Source organism: Chitinophaga niabensis (genome assembly GCF_039545795.1).
GTDB lineage: Bacteria > Bacteroidota > Bacteroidia > Chitinophagales > Chitinophagaceae > Chitinophaga > Chitinophaga niabensis_B.
Window position 1 is genome coordinate 2,636,698 of record NZ_CP154260.1, and the last position, 14,833, is coordinate 2,651,530.

Below are 14,833 nucleotides of genomic sequence, written 5' to 3' on the forward strand. Positions count from 1 at the left end.
TAAGCCATGCATAACGCTTATTTTGACTTTGCAGCACCAGGCAATGAACCGGTTATGAGCTTCGCTCCGGGATCCCCGGAAAGAGCAGCACTTAAAAAACAACTAGCCGCATATAAGGCTGTTGAGCAGGACATTCCCATGTACATCGGCGGAAAAGAAGTCCGTACCGGCAAAACGGTAGACATTCGTCCCCCGCATGAGATCAAACATAAACTGGGTCATTTCCACTCCGGAGATGCCAGTCATGTTACAGATGCTATCAACGCCGCACTGGCTGCACGCCAGCAATGGGCAGATACTCCCTGGGAGCATCGCGCAGCCATCTTCCTCAAAGCAGCAGAGCTGCTGGCCACCAAATACCGCGCGCATACCAATGCCGCTACCATGTTGGGCCAGAGCAAAAATGCCTACCAGGCTGAAATAGACAGCGCCTGCGAACTCATAGACTTCCTGCGCTTCAACGTACATTACCTTACAGAGATCTACCGTCAGCAACCTATCAGTTCACCTGGTGTGCACAACAGGCTGGAATATCGTCCCCTGGAAGGTTTTGTACTGGCTGTAACGCCATTTAACTTCTCCGCTATCGGTGGTAACCTGCCTACTTCTGCTGCCATGTGTGGTAACGTAGTAGTTTGGAAACCTGCCAATACACAGGTATTCCACGCCAGCCTTTTCATGAAGATCCTCATAGAAGCCGGTTTACCGGATGGCGTGATCAATCTTGTTTATGCAGACGGACCCACCATCGGTGATGTATGTTTCGCACATGCTGACTTTGCCGGTATCCACTTCACCGGTTCTACCGGCGTATTCCAAACCATGTGGAAAACCATTGGCAATAACATTCATAAATACAAAACTTACCCACGCATAGTAGGAGAGACCGGTGGTAAAGATTTTGTGATCGCTCACAAGTCTGCCGATGTAGATGCGGTGGTAACTGCACTCGCAAGAGGCGCTTTTGAATACCAGGGTCAGAAATGCTCTGCTGCTTCCCGCGCTTACCTGCCGAGCAATATTGCAGAAGAAATCAAGACTAAACTGGCTGCAGCCCTTAAGACCATGAAAATGGGTACTACAGAGGACTTCTCCAACTTCATCAACGCCGTGATCGATGAACGTTCTTTTGATAAGATCACTAAGTATATCGATAACGCGAAGAACGATGCAAAAGCTAAGATCATCGCTGGCGGTAACTACAGTAAAACAGAAGGTTACTTCATAGAACCCACTGTGATCGAAACCACAGATCCTTTATACACTACCATGTGCGAAGAGATCTTTGGACCTGTACTCACAGTATACGTATACGATGCAGAGAAATACGAAGAAGCATTGAAACTGGTAGACAGCACCAGCACCTATGCACTCACAGGAGCTGTATTGGCGCAGGACCGTTACGCATTGGAACTGGCTGCTAAAAAGCTGGTGAACGCGGCAGGTAACTTCTACCTGAACGATAAACCAACAGGTGCAGTAGTTGGTCAGCAACCATTCGGAGGCGCCCGTGCATCCGGCACCAATGATAAAGCAGGTTCACAGCTGAACCTCTACCGCTGGCTGAGTGCGAGAACCGTGAAAGAAACACTGGTTCCGCCAACGGACTACAGGTATCCTTTCCTGAATGAAGCATAGTTCAATATATTACATTATAAAAAAGCAGTTCCGGGAATGGAACTGCTTTTTTTATTATCAGAGATTTGATTTGGCATCTGTATAGTTATAAAACCATTTAAACGTTCGCTTGAAAGGTTCTGCTTTTACCTTTTGATACCAGTGCTCGTATTCCCGTTTCAATTTACCGGCAATCTCAGGCTGTGCAGAAGAAAGATCATGCAGTTCCGACCGGTCATTCTCAATATCATACAACTGCCATTGTTCTGTATGCTCGGCAACCAGTTTCCATTTGCCATCCAGTACAGCCTTGTTTCCTTCATGTTCCCAGAAGATGGGGTTAACCCTGTTTATTTTTTTTCCTGTAAAGGCAGGCACCATACTGGCACCTTCCAAAGGTTGAATAGCATTGCCTCCAAACGTTGAAGGGTATTGCGTTTTACCTAAGTCAACCAATGTGGCCATAATATCAGTGATGTGTGCCGGCTGCCGTTCAAAAGCACCATTCCTGGAAGCTGGTATCCCTGCGGGCCAGGAAACAATACAGGGAGAGGAAATGCCTCCTTCATGTGTTTGATGTTTATATCCCCAGAAAGGTGTACAGGAAGCTTCTGCCCATCCCTGCCCAAGGAACACGCTGGATTGGGAAGAACCGGGTATAGCTCCATCATATTTTCCTTCTGCTCCCGGCTCTGCATTACCACCATTGTCTGATACAAACAGCAGCACTGTATTATCAAACACATTCCTCTTTTTCAAACCTGCTACCAGGTCGCCGATGCTCTTATCCATATGAGCTATTACTGCAGCGTATATGGCCATAATATGATCAAACTTTTCTTTCTCCTGCTGACTCAGCTGGTCCCAATCAGGAACATTTGGATTAAATGGCGTTAGTTTGGAGGATGGATCGAGCAATCCAATGGCAAGCTGTTTTTTATATCGCTGTTCCCGAAGTTTTTCCCATCCCTCCAGGTATTTCTTTCTGAACTTTTCAATTTCATCCAGGGGCGCCTGTAAGGGAAAATGAGGCGCATTATATGCCAGGTACAGCATAAAAGGCTTTTGTTCCTGTAAAGCTTCATCTATGAACCGCAGGCTGTAATTGGACCATAGATCAGTGCTGTACCAGTTTTGAGGTAGTACAGCAGCATCATTAGGCAGGCGTTTCCCGTTTAGGAAAAGTTTTGCATTGGGATGGTCGCCATAGTAAAAACCTCCGGCCGGTGCATTGAGTGATCTGTCAAATCCCCGTTTCCACGGCACCACGCCCTGAGCTTGTCCCACATGCCATTTACCAACCATAGCTGTAAAGTATCCGGCATTTTTCATCACTTCACCTATCGTAACGCTTTCGTTATTCAACCGGCCTCTGTAAGCCGGATGCTCCGGACCTTTATCTTCCATCATATGCCCTATACCAGCCTGGTGGGCATAGATCCCCGTGAGCAGTGAAGCCCGGGAAGGGCAGCAGCGTGCTGTATTGTAAAAATTGGTAAGCCGGACGCCGTTTTTGGCAAGTGCATCCAGGTGAGGGGTTGGTATTTCGCTGCCGTAACATCCCAGGTCAGCAAAACCAAGGTCATCTGCCATGATGACGATAACATTAGGGCGCTTCTGTGCAATAGCCGTTCCTGTTGTGATCATGCCACAGGCCAGAAACAGACAGCTCAACCGGGTTGTTTTTTTCATTTAGATATTTTTAGGATAGAAGGTGCAGTTTAAATATACTCAAACTGAATTCATAAAAAAAGGGGCGCCCTTTGCAGAGCGCCCCTTTTTTATTTCCTTGTTGATTATATCTTCTTGATAGCTGCAATAGCCTCTTCCACATGTTGCGTAGCCTGCGTCATAGAGTTGAACTGATGCACAACCGTACCATTCTTATCCAGCACATAAGTAACACGTCCCGGCATCATCATGGTCTTAGGCACACCAAATAACTTCCGCACCGCATTATTCTCATCACTGAGCAATGTAAAAGGCAGATGATATTTTTCCGCAAACTTCTTATGAGAAGCTACATTATCTGAACTGATCCCGATCACCTGCACACCTTTATCTGTGAACTCCGAAAACGAATCCCGGAAAGAACAGGCTTCTTTTGTACATCCGGGCGTATCATCCTTCGGATAGAAGTAAATCACTGCCGGGCCTTTCGCCAATGCGGAAGACAATTTGAAATTATTCCCGTTTTGATCTTTCAATTCAAAGTCGGGTATCTTTTCGCCGTTCTTGATCTGGGATTTGGCAGAAGCACCAAATCCGAAGATTGCCAGTGTGAGGAGCATGGTTTTTATGAGTTTCATGATGTTTTGATATTGTAGTATCAAAGCTACAAAACAGGGATCATTCAGAAATGTTAAAACAGGAGGTTTACGCCGATCCTGACAGAATTGAGGGAAAAGAAATCACTGTTGATACCAACAAAGTGGCCAGTGGAGACAGCTTTTTTGGTAGGGTCCTGCTCCGGCTTTAGCTGTTTCCGGTGATAATCATAATTAAACAGATTACCCAATGTAGCTAACAGATTGATGTTGTTCTTCAATCTGAATTGCAGGCCTGGCTCATAAAAAGCACCCAGGTTCAAAATTTTGGCATCAGCAGGTTGGCCATCAGCTAAATGCTCGTTAGTTTGACTATATCCTGCAGACAAGCCCAGATCGTTGTATACAGAGAACCGGCTCTTACCAATAGGCACATTGAAACGAACAAAAGGAGCAGCAACGTAGCTATTGGAACTTTGAAGGTTTTCCCCGCCTGTGTGGCTGTAACCCAATTTAATACCCAGTGCAACATTCTCCTTAATGTAATAGCCGAACTCAGGAGCAATATTGAACTGACTGGACCTGCTTCCTCCACTCACAACAAAATTAGGAGGTGTACCAACCGGACTCGTGTTGTAAACAGATTGATTCTTGACAGTGCTGAATCCTGCAGTTCCTCCGAGGAAAAATTTCTTAGCAGGTACATCCTGCGCAAATACAGTGGCGCTTGAAAATAAAGCCGCCACAAACATGGTTCCGTAAAGTTTTTTCATAAATGTAATTTTTGAAAGAATAGATTAACAGTACAAGTATAACTGCTTAACTCTTAATATAATGTTAAATGAATATACGATGTCTGAAATCATAGTTTTTAATCTGGCCCATTAATCCTTATTTTTGATGCTTAAACACTTTTGTTTTGAAATCTATTTTGACGGATCGGCAATTAGCTATCACCATCGACCGGCTCAGCCACCAACTGATTGAGAACCATCTTGAGTTCAGGGACACGGTGCTCATAGGTTTACAGCCCAGGGGGATCTATTTGTCTGACAGGATCTACCATAATTTGAAAAAGCTGCTTCCCAACACCCATATTGCCTATGGTAAACTGGACATTACCTTTTACCGGGACGATTTTAAAAGCGAGAAGGGATTGCAGGCCCCCAATGAAACGGATATTAATTTCTCCGTTGAAAATAAACGGGTAGTGCTGATAGATGATGTGTTGTATACCGGCAGAACCATCCGTTCCGCCATGGATGCCATGCTTGATTTTGGCCGCCCCGCCGCCGTGGAGCTGCTTGTACTGATAGACAGGAGGTTCAGCAGAGAGCTGCCCATCCAGTCTGATTACACCGGAAAAACCATCGATGCCATCATAACAGAACGCGTAAAAGTCCTGTGGAAAGAACGCGATGGAAAAGACGAAGTTGTGTTGATTGCCTAAACCTCTTATATTTGCACCTTAGAATGTCACTGTCTGTTAAACATCTACTAGGTATACGCGATCTGACGCGTCAGGATATAGAGCTTATTTTCCAAACGGCCGATCAGTTAAAGGAGGTTTTACAACGTCCGATCAAGAAGGTTCCCACACTTCGGGATACCACTATCGTCAATGTTTTCTTTGAGAATTCCACCCGCACCCGCATCTCTTTTGAGCTGGCGGAAAAACGGCTGGGCGCTGATGTGGTGAACTTCTCCGCATCCGGTTCTTCCGTATCCAAAGGAGAAACGCTGATAGATACGGTCAACAACATCCTGTCCATGAAAGTGGATATGGTAGTGATGCGGCATTCCGCAACAGGCGCTCCTCACTTCCTCAGCAAACACATCAATGTACCCATAGTTAATGCCGGAGACGGTATCAACGAACATCCCACACAGGCATTGCTCGATGCTTTCTCTATCAGGGAAAAGCTGGGCAGCGTGGAAGGGAAAAAAGTAGCCATCTGTGGAGACATCATGCATTCCCGCGTAGCGCTCTCCAATATCTACTGCCTCAAAAAACTGGGTGCAGAAGTAACCGTGGTAGGGCCTCCCACACTCATTCCCAAACACATTGCACAGGCGCTGGACGTTAACGTGAGTTATGATATCCGTGAAGCCCTGGCCTGGTGTGATGTAGCAAACGTACTGCGCATTCAGCTGGAAAGGCAGAACATGCCTTTATTCTCTTCCTTACGCGAATACTCGCTGGCTTATGGTGTGAACCGTCAACTGCTGGACAGTCTCCAGAAAGAGATCGTGATCATGCATCCGGGCCCCATCAACAGGGGAGTGGAATTAAGCTCAGATGTGGCAGACTCCGGCCAGTCCATTATCCTGGACCAGGTGGAAAACGGCGTAGCTACAAGAATGGCTGTCTTATACCTCCTTGCCCGCAAAGAGCCCGTTTTTAATTAATCATTCCGCAAACTCTCTACCGGATTCACCCTGGCAGCCCGCCAGGTTTGTGATATGATGGTGATCAATCCTACCAGCAATAAAATGCCCAGGCTGATCAGCAAACTACCCATGCCTAAATTAATGCGTATCGCAAAGTTCTGCAGGAACAACCGGCTTACAAAGTAACCAATGGGCAAAGCAATGCAGGCCGCTATCAGTATTAGTTTCAGGAATCCTTTTGACAACATCACGATAATACTCCGGATGCTGGCTCCCATCACTTTTCTTACCCCTATTTCTTTCCGGCGTACCGCAGTGTTATAGATCACTAGCGCCAGTAATCCCATAGCAGCGATAATGATGGTCATAGCCGCCAGGAAACCCAGGAAGGATATATCATTCCAGTTTGATTTCCCTTCATACAACGCTTCCTCCAGCCAGCTGATCTTTAAAGGCTGCCCCGGATACAATTTATCCCATACTGCGGCAATCTGTTTATTCAGCGCCTCTTTGTTATCTGTATTCACTTTCAGGTCCAGCGTATTGTAATCAGAAGCGGGAAGGAACGCCAGTGGCGTAACCGGCTTGCCCATATTCTCAAAATGAAAATCCTTTACAATACCCGCTACTTCCACCTGCGTGGAATCATTCATCCAGATCTGCTGGCCAGCTTTCACTTTCAGCTTCTCTGCTGCATTTTCATTTAAAATGATCTGCTGCCCGATGAAATTCTGACCATCTACAAATTTGAGTTCCATCATAGATAAAAAAGCAGCATCTGCATGATAATAACTCACCTGCACAGGTTCCTGTGCCTTGCTAACGGTAAGGGGCAAACGCCCGCCCTCATAACGCCCGAAATTGGCAGAAGTGGCGCCTACTTTTTCCACACCACTGATAGCACTTAATTCCTGCGTTAATAACTCCGGTTTATTTCCCTGTAATTGCACGGCCACTACACGATGCGGATTGAATCCCGTATCCGCTTTCGCCATAAATGCAAACTGCTGATAAAATGCCGAAAGGAAAATAGTGACCACCAGCGAAATGGCGAATTGAAACACCAGCAGGCTTTTGCGCAGGTTCATCCGCCCGAATACCCTAAAGGCAGGCATACTTTTCAATACCTGCACAGGATTAAACGCAGAAAGCAGCCAGGCAGGAAGGCTGCCTGCCATCAAACCCGTAAAGACACCAAAACCCAGGAACACCAATATCAAACGCCAGCTGGCATTCACGGCATGTATATTCTCATACCCACTGTTGAAAAGGTTAAAACGTGCCATCAGCATCAGTAACAGGTATGCAAATCCCAATGCGAAAAGAGAAATGGCCACCGCTTCAAAGATATACTGGCCGAAGATCTGTTTACGGCTGGCGCCGGAAACCTTGCGGATCCCAATTTCCTTCGCCCTTGTTAAAGAACGGGCAATAGAGAGGTTCGTATAATTGAAACAGGCAGATACCAGGATAATGAGCATAATACCCAGCGCGCCCATGTGTTTAGCCCAGGTACCACCGTTATGCATATTGTTATAAGTCTCTTCCCATGCAGGTGTAATGCTACCCAGCGATTGCAGCTGAAAATGCATACTGCCTTTTGCGTTTTTATCATACAGCGAAGAGGCAATACGCGCCAGCTCACTTTTCATGGCACTTTTATTTACATGCTCTTTCAGCAGCACATAAGTATATGCTTTCCCCGGGTCCCAGGTTTGAACAGCTTTATCAATACTGTTCGCAGAACCATAAGCGTCAAAAGCAATATGCGACTTTTCCGGCGTTGGTTTTAATACACCGGTCACCTGGTAATTGCTGCCATCTTCTAAGGAAATGATCTTGCCCATAGGATCCACAGAACCAAAGAAACGGGTAGCCGCTTCATCACTTAATACTACACTGTTGGGCAATTGCAGCGCTGTAGTAGTATTACCTTTTGCCAGTTCAAATCCGAATACTTTAAAGAAAGATGGTTCTGTAAAGGCACCGTTTAATTGAATGGTTTTAGCACCATCCGTTACCTTGCCATTCAGTGCCGGATACAAGCGTACCGCATCTTCTGCCAGGTTGTTATTGCTAAGCAATGTTTCCCGCAGGGGTAGGGGAGAACTCGCCAGCTTCCAGCTATTCCCTTCCGGGTTCCGCATCTCTGTTAAAATACGATAGGTACGTTCCGGATGCGGATGAAAATTATCATAGTTCATTTCCTTACTGATGCCGATAATAACGTTCATGCATACACTCATGCTCAGCGCAAGGCCGAATATATTAATGAAGGTGAACAGTTTGTGCCGGATGATATTCCGGTAGGCAGTGAGCAAATAGTTACGGATCATGAACGTGAAATTACAAAGTGAATGCCAGAGGAGGTAGCCCCATAAAATGAAAGATATATAAATGTGCAATATTTGTCAAGTGTTCGATAATGATCATTTGATGTTCGCTGGAGAACAATGAAAAAAATGATTAGTTTAGCTGTATGCGTACGATTTTATTACTGCTCGTCTCCAACGTATTTATGACCTTTGCCTGGTACGGTCATTTAAAACACACAGGTGTACCACTATGGAAAGTGATACTGATCAGTTGGGGGATTGCCTTTTTCGAATACTGTTTCATGGTGCCGGCTAACCGTTTAGGTTATATGGAAGGATTTAACGGCTTCCAGTTAAAGATGGTCCAGGAAGTGATCACTCTCACCGTTTTTTGTGTATTTGCCATCTTTTTCCTGAAAGAGCCCCTGCGCTGGAATTACCTGGTATCCTTTTCCCTTTTATTAGGTGCCGTATACTTTATGTTTAAGAAATAAACCTATGAAAAAGATCCTTCTTACCGGGCTTTCATCCCTGTTCACCTTATTATGCCTGGCCCAGGCAACAGATAATCCGCTCAAAGATCCGCAGGACCAATTAGTAGACACACTCGTAAGAGCTGCCTTTACAAGAGGTGAGGCTGTTGGAATGGTAGTGGGCCTCATAAAGAATGGCCAGGTTTCCATCTACAATTATGGTGAAACGCTAAAGGGCAATAACACATTACCTAATGAAAATACCGTGTATGAAATAGGTTCAGTATCTAAAACATTCACCGGTACTTTATTGGCACTTCAGGTAATCCGCGGGAAAATAAAACTGGACGACCCCATTGGTAAATACCTGCCGGATTCGGTTCCGCAGCCTGTCTTTGATGGCGTGCCGGTTACGATGGTATCCCTGAGCAATCACTCTTCAGGTTTCCCGCGTTTAGCCACCAATATGTTCAAAGACGCTGTTGACATACGGAACCCTTACGCACAATTTACCAACGATAACCTCTTCCACTTTGTAAAGAACTTAAAGCTGGAAAGGAAAGTGGGAGATAAGTACGAGTATTCCAACGTGGGTACAGGTTTGCTTGGGGTACTGCTGGCGCGCCATGCAAAAACCACTTATGCCACTTTACTGGAAAGAGAGATCACGCTGCCACTGCAAATGAAGGATACCAAAGTGCAACTCACGGAATCCATGAAAAGCCGGTTTATCCAGGGCTATACTAAAGAGCTGCAACTACAGGGCCCCTGGGATTTTCAGGATATTGCAGGAATGGGCGGTATCCGTTCCACCATGCACGATATGCTCATTTATGCCCGCGCAAATATGAGCAAACAGCCCACTATACTGGAAAAAGCCATGGTATTGGCACATCAGCAGACTTTCGCCGGCGCAAATATCGTGGGCCTCAACTGGTTGCTCTTCAGCAAAGATGGTAAGAACTGGGTAACACATACCGGGCAGACTGGTGGATATCATTCCTTTATAGCAGTAGAACGGGAATCAGGCACAGCGATTGTGGTGCTCTCTAATGTTTCTGCAGAGAACCGTGTAGGCACAGCCCTGATGTTACGGCCATGGTAAGCACAACAGGCCGCACAAATTAACAGCCCGTTAGATCCACGGACCTGTGACCTGTAAACACAACCTGTTAAATCCATGGACCTGTAAACACCGCAACAGGCATTACCTCCTCGTTATAAATCCACAAGCGGTACACCGTTCACCGGATTTATGATTATTTTTGACAACTTGACAAAATCAGGTAACTATTTCATGTTAAATATCCGCAACTTTATTTGGCTGACATGCATACTGCTGTCAGGTTCTATCCGCACATTTGCACAGACCGCTCCGGCATGGAATGCCGCCGAGATAAAGCTACAGCTCAGGAAACTCTCTACGCTCGGAAGCGTATTATATATTGCCGCACACCCGGATGATGAGAACACCAAACTCCTGGGCTTCCTGTCCAAAGAAAGCCTCTACCGCACAGGCTACCTTTCCCTCACAAGAGGAGATGGCGGCCAGAACCTGATCGGCAACGAACAGGCTGAACAATTAGGCCTGATCCGCACGCAGGAATTACTCGCAGCCCGCCGCATAGATGGTGCAGAACAATTCTTCACCCGTGCCAACGACTTCGGTTTCTCCAAAAACCAGCAGGAAACCTTCACCATCTGGGACCGTAAAAAGATCCTGGGAGATGTAGTTTGGGTGATCCGCAACTTCCAGCCGGATGTGATCATTTGCCGTTTCCCTGCAGATAGCCGTGCCGGCCATGGTCATCACACTGCATCTGCAGTACTGGCAGCAGAAGCATTTGAAGCCGCCGCTGATCCAAAACAATACCCTGAGCAATTAACGAAAGTAAAAGTATGGCAGGCTAAACGCCTCTTCTGGAATACCTTCAACTTCGGCGGTAATAACACCACCTCAGAAGATCAGTTCAAAATGGACCTCGGTGCCTACAACCCCTTACTTGGAAAAGGTTTTGGTGAAATAGCTGCTGAAAGCCGCTCCCAGCATAAAAGCCAGGGTTTTGGTGTACCTTCTTCAAGAGGTACGTCCATTGAATATTTTGAAACCATCAAAGGAGACAAACCCAAGACCAGCCTGATGGAAGGTGTTAAAACAGACTGGCTGCGGTTAAATGAAACCGGCATCCGGGAACTGGTAGCAAACACCACCAAAAGCTATAACCCGGAAGATCCATCTGCCTCCATCCCGCAACTGATACAGATCCGCAAAAAGATCCAGGCATTACCGGACGGATACTGGAAGACATTAAAATTGAAAGAAACAGATAAACTGATCCTGGCCTGCGCCGGTTTCTGGGCAGAAGCTTTCAGCACCTCTGCAGAAGTAGTGCCCGGTGAAACAATGGGCAGCAATCTGCAACTGATCAACCGCAGCAATGCAGCAGTAACACTGGAAAAGATCAGCATCAACGGAAAGGATACGGTGTTGCAGCAACCACTGGCATTCAACAAGTTCACCACCTTTCAGAAAACATTAACGGTACCCGCAGCAACAAATATCTCACAACCTTACTGGTTACAGGAATCTCACCCGATCGGCACTTACATGATCAAAGACCCGATGATGGTAGGGTATCCTGAAAACATCCCTTCCCTTTGCGCTACCTTCTACTTAAAGATAGAAGGAGAAGTGATTGCTGTAGAAAGACCTTTCATCTATAAATATACAGATCCTGTAAAAGGAGAGATCTACCGCCCGCTGGTAATTGCACCACCTGTGATCGCATCACTCAGCAACCAGGTGTTTGTGTTCACCAAAGCTGAACCTCAGGCTGTTCCCGTGAAGATCCATTCCATGAAAAGTAATGTAAGCGGCAATGTAAGTTTACAATTGCCCGCAGGGTTCAAAGCAGATAAAACTTCTATCCCCTATAACCTTTCCGGGAAAGGAGATGAAACAGAAGTAGTATTCCACGTATCACCTGTAAAAGTGAACGGCCAGAACATAGTAGATACCATGACGGTAGCAGTGTCCACTAACGGCAAGGAGTACACGTACAGCATGAGCACCATCGAATACGATCATATTCCTTCCATTACCATCTTCCCTGCAGCCAGCGCCAGGCTTGTAACTGTAAACCTGAAATACAATGGCCGCAAACTCGGTTATATTCCGGGAGCAGGGGACAAGGTAGCAGAATCATTACGCCAGGTAGGTTATGAAGTAAGCCTGCTCGGAGAGAAAGAGATCATGCAGGGAAACCTTGCCCAGTTCGATGCCATTATCACCGGCGTACGTGCTTACAATACACAGGACCGCCTCCGTTACTGGCAACCCCGTTTGCTGGATTACGTAAAGAATGGCGGCACCTTACTGATCCAATACAACGTAAGCGGCAACCTCGCCACAGACCAGCTGGGGCCTTTCCCTTTCAGTTTATCGCGCGACAGAACAACCAACGAGGCAGCACCTGTAAAGTTCCTGCTGCCGCAGGATAAAGTATTCACCTATCCCAACGAGATCGCACCACGTGATTTCGATGGATGGGTACAGGAGCGCGGATTGTATTTCCCTGCTAATGTGAACGGTGAATACCTGAAACCATTTGAAATGAATGATCCCGGCGAACGCTCATTGGATGGATCAACTATTATAGCCAACTACGGTAAAGGCAAATACGTATATACCGGTTTAGCCTTCTTCCGTCAATTGCCTGCCGGCGTTCCCGGTGCATACCGTTTATTTGTGAACATGATATCGAAATAGTTATGAGTAGCAAACAAGACTTCACCCGCTTCAGACTGTCCGCCCTTTTTTGCATTGGCTTAGGACTGCTGTTAGGTTTTCTGATGAAACGTGTACACATCGGATTACTGATCGGCCTGGCATTAGGATTGCTTAGCGGTGCTTTTTTATCTAAAAGGAATTAATCATGACTGAACCAAACGAGAAACCGCCTTTATTTCCGCGCTGGTCCACCTGGTATTTGCTGGTGGCAGTCTGGCTTGTTTCACTGATCATTTTATTCTACGTGTTCACCAAAACATATTCATGAGTTTTCAGGACTGGATCGTACTTATTTTCACGTTATCTGCCATCATTTTATACGGGGTTTGGAAAAGCCGCGGGCAAAAGGACCTGGACAGTTATTTCCTGGGGAACCGCACCATGCCCTGGTACATTGTGCTGTTGTCCATTGTTGGTACACAGGCCAGTGCCATCACTTTCCTTTCCGCACCCGGGCAGGCTTATGCAGACGGGATGCGCTTCGTGCAATATTACTTTGGCCTGCCATTGGCCATGATCGTGATCTGTATTGTATTCGTACCCATCTTCAGCAGGCTGAGGGTGATCACGGCGTATGAATTCCTGGAGCAGCGTTTCGACCTGAAAACACGCACACTCACTTCTTTCCTCTTCCTCGTGCAACGCGGGCTTTCCACTGGCATCAGTATTTATGCACCTTCTATTATTTTATCTTCTTTACTTGGCTGGAATATCTATTATACCAATATTGTAATGGGCGGGCTGGTGATCATTTATACCATGTCCGGAGGCACCAAAGCTGTTTCCTACACGCAATCCCTGCAACTGGCCATTATCTTCACCGGCATGTTCCTGGCAGGCTGGATGGTGGTAAAACTGTTGCCGGAGAACATTGGCTTTTCAGAAGCTCTGCATGTATCAGGTAAAATGGGAAAGCTGAATGTAATTGTAACAGACTTTTCCCTGAAAGACCGCTATAATATCTGGAGCGGCGTAATTGGCGGTTTCTTCCTGGCGCTTTCCTATTTTGGAACAGACCAGAGCCAGGTTGGCCGTTACCTCAGCGCTAAAACCTTATCTGAAAGCAGGGTGGGCTTGCTGATGAATGGTTTGGTAAAAGTGCCCATGCAATTCCTCATTATGCTCATCGGCGCTCTGGTATTTGTTTTCTACCTGTACTTCAGAGCGCCTATCACTTTTAATAAAGGCGAGCTGGACAGAGTGCACAATACAAAATATGCCCCATTGATGGCTGAGCAGGAAGCCCGGTACGATTCCCTGTTCACCGTAAAGCAAATACATGTAAAAGCCATGGCGGCAGCCCTGGAAACAGATAATGAGCAGCAGATAAAAGAAGTGCAGATGTTATTGAAAGACGCAGATACCCTGTCCATGCAAACCAGGGATTCAGCACGGAAGATCATCCATGCCGCTTTACCTGGTGCGGAAGACAATGATACCAATTATATCTTCCTGCATTTTGTTGTGAACAATCTTCCGAAAGGGCTGGTGGGATTACTGATCGCCATTATCTTCCTGGCTTCCTGGGGCAGTATCGCAGGGGCGCTGAATTCACTCGCATCCACTTCCATGGTGGACATCTATCAGCGCCTGATCAATCCAAACTGTTCTGATGCAGAGAACCTGCGTATGTCCAAATTCATTACACTCGGCTGGGGCATCTTTAGTGTGGCTGTGGCCATGTTTGCCACTAACCTGGGCAGCCTCATTGAGGCCGTGAATATTCTCGGTTCCCTGTTTTACGGCACCATATTGGGTATTTTTGTTGTTGCCTTTGGTATGAAAAAGATCAGGGGTACATCGGTTTTCTGGGGAGCATTGATAGCAGAGATAGGTGTGGTAATGGTTTTTATGCTGGATATTGTATCGTTCCTCTGGCTGAACCTGATAGGATGCGCATTTGTGATGCTCTTTGCCTGGTTATGGCAAGTGCTGACGCCTGAGAAATTGCAAGCTTCAGACACACCCTCATAAAAAAGA

General features: G+C 46.4%; 13 protein-coding genes. 9 read left to right on the top strand and 4 right to left on the bottom strand.

Going from position 1 to position 14,833, the window contains the following annotated elements; genetic code table 11:
- Positions 1-6: 6 nt before the first annotated feature.
- A complete protein-coding gene (gene pruA, locus AAHN97_RS10350) occupies positions 7-1,638 on the top strand; it encodes an L-glutamate gamma-semialdehyde dehydrogenase (RefSeq protein ID WP_343307527.1) in 1,632 nt (543 codons plus the stop codon).
- Between the two features lie 57 nt (positions 1,639-1,695).
- Here pruA and AAHN97_RS10355 read toward each other — a convergent pair whose 3' ends face one another.
- The 3 genes from AAHN97_RS10355 to AAHN97_RS10365 form a co-directional block, all read right to left on the bottom strand.
- On the bottom strand, positions 1,696-3,309 hold the full coding sequence (locus tag AAHN97_RS10355; protein ID WP_343307528.1) for an arylsulfatase: 1,614 nt from the start codon (positions 3,307-3,309) through the stop codon (positions 1,696-1,698).
- A 104-nt stretch (positions 3,310-3,413) separates the two neighbouring features.
- Positions 3,414-3,926, bottom strand: coding sequence for a peroxiredoxin (locus tag AAHN97_RS10360; RefSeq protein ID WP_343307529.1), 513 nt, complete (start codon positions 3,924-3,926; stop codon positions 3,414-3,416).
- 53 nt (positions 3,927-3,979) lie between these two features.
- Positions 3,980-4,657, bottom strand: coding sequence for an outer membrane beta-barrel protein (locus AAHN97_RS10365; RefSeq protein ID WP_343307530.1), 678 nt, complete (start codon positions 4,655-4,657; stop codon positions 3,980-3,982).
- Between the two features lie 146 nt (positions 4,658-4,803).
- Between AAHN97_RS10365 and pyrR the strand changes: the two genes are divergently transcribed.
- Together pyrR and AAHN97_RS10375 are read left to right on the top strand one after the other, a co-directional pair.
- The gene (pyrR, locus tag AAHN97_RS10370; RefSeq protein WP_343307531.1) at positions 4,804-5,334 is read left to right on the top strand and encodes a bifunctional pyr operon transcriptional regulator/uracil phosphoribosyltransferase PyrR; all 531 of its coding nucleotides are present in this window, start codon (positions 4,804-4,806) and stop codon (positions 5,332-5,334) included.
- Positions 5,335-5,357: 23 nt separating this feature from the next.
- Positions 5,358-6,293, top strand: coding sequence for an aspartate carbamoyltransferase catalytic subunit (locus tag AAHN97_RS10375; RefSeq protein WP_074238520.1), 936 nt, complete (start codon positions 5,358-5,360; stop codon positions 6,291-6,293).
- Here AAHN97_RS10375 and AAHN97_RS10380 read toward each other — a convergent pair.
- Complete coding sequence (locus AAHN97_RS10380) at positions 6,290-8,611, bottom strand: ABC transporter permease (RefSeq protein WP_343307532.1); 2,322 nt, start codon at positions 8,609-8,611, stop codon at positions 6,290-6,292. The genes AAHN97_RS10375 and AAHN97_RS10380 overlap by 4 nt on opposite strands.
- A gap of 143 nt (positions 8,612-8,754) precedes the next feature.
- Here AAHN97_RS10380 and AAHN97_RS10385 point away from each other — a divergent pair, with 143 nt between their 5' ends.
- The 6 genes from AAHN97_RS10385 to AAHN97_RS10410 all read left to right on the top strand — a co-directional run bounded on the left by AAHN97_RS10385 (position 8,755) and on the right by AAHN97_RS10410 (position 14,827).
- The gene (locus tag AAHN97_RS10385) at positions 8,755-9,084 is read left to right on the top strand and encodes a DMT family protein (RefSeq protein ID WP_343307533.1); all 330 of its coding nucleotides are present in this window, start codon (positions 8,755-8,757) and stop codon (positions 9,082-9,084) included.
- A gap of 4 nt (positions 9,085-9,088) precedes the next feature.
- A complete protein-coding gene (locus AAHN97_RS10390) occupies positions 9,089-10,168 on the top strand; it encodes a serine hydrolase domain-containing protein (RefSeq protein ID WP_343307534.1) in 1,080 nt (359 codons plus the stop codon).
- A 192-nt stretch (positions 10,169-10,360) separates the two neighbouring features.
- Positions 10,361-12,832 carry a PIG-L family deacetylase gene (locus AAHN97_RS10395; protein WP_343307535.1) on the top strand — a complete coding sequence of 824 codons (2,472 nt, stop codon included), beginning with the start codon at positions 10,361-10,363 and terminating at the stop codon, positions 12,830-12,832.
- 2 nt (positions 12,833-12,834) lie between these two features.
- Positions 12,835-12,996: a hypothetical protein gene (locus AAHN97_RS10400; protein ID WP_343307536.1), complete on the top strand. Its 162-nt coding sequence runs from the start codon at positions 12,835-12,837 to the stop codon at positions 12,994-12,996.
- Between the two features lie 2 nt (positions 12,997-12,998).
- Positions 12,999-13,121, top strand: coding sequence for a hypothetical protein (locus AAHN97_RS10405; protein ID WP_343307537.1), 123 nt, complete (start codon positions 12,999-13,001; stop codon positions 13,119-13,121).
- Positions 13,118-14,827, top strand: coding sequence for a sodium:solute symporter (locus AAHN97_RS10410; RefSeq protein ID WP_343307538.1), 1,710 nt, complete (start codon positions 13,118-13,120; stop codon positions 14,825-14,827). Before AAHN97_RS10405 ends, AAHN97_RS10410 begins: the two co-directional genes overlap by 4 nt.
- Positions 14,828-14,833: the final 6 nt, after the last annotated feature.

Excerpts from the sequence above, each read along its gene's own strand:
- pruA (WP_343307527.1), top strand. The coding sequence starts at position 7 with ATGCATAACGCTTATTTTGACTTTGCAGCACCAGGCAATGAACCGGTT.
- AAHN97_RS10355 (WP_343307528.1), bottom strand. The coding sequence starts at position 3,309 with ATGAAAAAAACAACCCGGTTGAGCTGTCTGTTTCTGGCCTGTGGCATG.
- AAHN97_RS10360 (WP_343307529.1), bottom strand. The coding sequence starts at position 3,926 with ATGAAACTCATAAAAACCATGCTCCTCACACTGGCAATCTTCGGATTT.
- AAHN97_RS10365 (WP_343307530.1), bottom strand. The coding sequence starts at position 4,657 with ATGAAAAAACTTTACGGAACCATGTTTGTGGCGGCTTTATTTTCAAGC.
- AAHN97_RS10375 (WP_074238520.1), top strand. The coding sequence starts at position 5,358 with ATGTCACTGTCTGTTAAACATCTACTAGGTATACGCGATCTGACGCGT.
- AAHN97_RS10380 (WP_343307532.1), bottom strand. The coding sequence starts at position 8,611 with ATGATCCGTAACTATTTGCTCACTGCCTACCGGAATATCATCCGGCAC.
- AAHN97_RS10385 (WP_343307533.1), top strand. The coding sequence starts at position 8,755 with ATGCGTACGATTTTATTACTGCTCGTCTCCAACGTATTTATGACCTTT.
- AAHN97_RS10390 (WP_343307534.1), top strand. The coding sequence starts at position 9,089 with ATGAAAAAGATCCTTCTTACCGGGCTTTCATCCCTGTTCACCTTATTA.
- AAHN97_RS10395 (WP_343307535.1), top strand. The coding sequence starts at position 10,361 with ATGTTAAATATCCGCAACTTTATTTGGCTGACATGCATACTGCTGTCA.
- AAHN97_RS10400 (WP_343307536.1), top strand. The coding sequence starts at position 12,835 with ATGAGTAGCAAACAAGACTTCACCCGCTTCAGACTGTCCGCCCTTTTT.
- AAHN97_RS10405 (WP_343307537.1), top strand. The coding sequence starts at position 12,999 with ATGACTGAACCAAACGAGAAACCGCCTTTATTTCCGCGCTGGTCCACC.
- AAHN97_RS10410 (WP_343307538.1), top strand. The coding sequence starts at position 13,118 with ATGAGTTTTCAGGACTGGATCGTACTTATTTTCACGTTATCTGCCATC.